This is a genomic window from Oleiphilus sp. HI0132 (assembly GCF_001635845.1).
Map to the genome: position 1 here is coordinate 1 of NZ_LWGJ01001665.1, position 1,090 is coordinate 1,090.

Genomic DNA, 1,090 nt, shown 5'->3' on the forward strand with positions numbered 1-1,090 from the left:
GCTTCGATACTTTAGGAGAAACGGTTGTTGTATTTTCAGCAGCAATTGGTGTCTTAGCATTACTTGGCGTAAGGCGCCGCGAAGAAAGTGATGCGCCAGAATCTGGTTTAAAAGCGCACCACGTACTGCACGTTGTTGCCAAGCTAATTATTCCCTTGGTTATACTGTTTGCACTGTATGTTCAATTTCATGGTGATTTCGGCCCTGGGGGCGGTTTTCAGGCCGGTGTCATCGCTGCTGCGGCTTTCATTTTGTACGCTTTAGTCTTTGGGACACCAAGCTCATTTGAAGTAGTAAGCCCAAAGTTTTTGCAATTAATGGCCTCTTTTGGCGTACTGCTTTACGCCAGCGTTGGCTTGTACAGCATGCTTAAGGGCGGCCAATTCCTTGATTACAACAAAATCGCAGCAGACCCAATCGCTGGCCAACACTACGGTATAATTATCATTGAACTTGGTGTTGGTATTACAGTGTTTGCCGTTATGCTTAGTATTTTCTATGCCTTCGATAGCCAGGCTGAGAGGTCTAACATCCAGTGAACTTTATTCTCGATTACTACAATTACTGGATCGTCGTATTTTTGATGATGACCGGTTTCTATATCGTTATATCCGCAAATAACCTGGTCAAAAAGGTCGTTGGTTTAAACGTCTTTCAGACCTCAGTTTTTATGCTTTACATTTCTATGGGTAAAGTCACTGGCGGCACCGCACCAATTGTCGTCGAAGGGGTTTCTCAATACTCTAACCCCCTCCCTCATGTTTTGATTCTCACAGCAATTGTTGTCGGCGTTGCGACAACGGCTGTGGGGCTTTCACTAATTGTTCGGATCAAACGGGCTTACGGCACAGTTGAAGAGAACGAATTTGAAAACAAGGATGATGCCATCTAATGCTTGACCAACACCTGGCTGTGCTTCCTATAATTTTGCCCCTGATAGCAGCACCTATCACACTCGTTTTGGGCCGTTCAATACTATCTTGGTGTTTTGCCACGCTAATAAGCGCTTGGGCCTGCCTGGTCTCGTGGCAGCTATGAGTTGCAGCTCTATCTGATGGCGCACTTAGCTATGCTGTCGGTGGCTGGCCAC

General features: G+C 46.1%; 2 protein-coding genes. Both read left to right on the forward strand.

The genetic code is table 11. The features are described from left to right. On the forward strand, positions 1-539 hold a 539-nt coding region (locus tag A3766_RS25580; protein ID WP_156509138.1), incomplete at its 5' end, for a Na(+)/H(+) antiporter subunit B. Next, positions 536-892 carry a cation:proton antiporter subunit C gene (locus A3766_RS25585; protein WP_082865136.1) on the forward strand — a complete coding sequence of 119 codons (357 nt, stop codon included), beginning with the start codon at positions 536-538 and terminating at the stop codon, positions 890-892. The genes A3766_RS25580 and A3766_RS25585, both read left to right, overlap by 4 nt. Positions 893-1,090 lie beyond the last annotated feature (198 nt).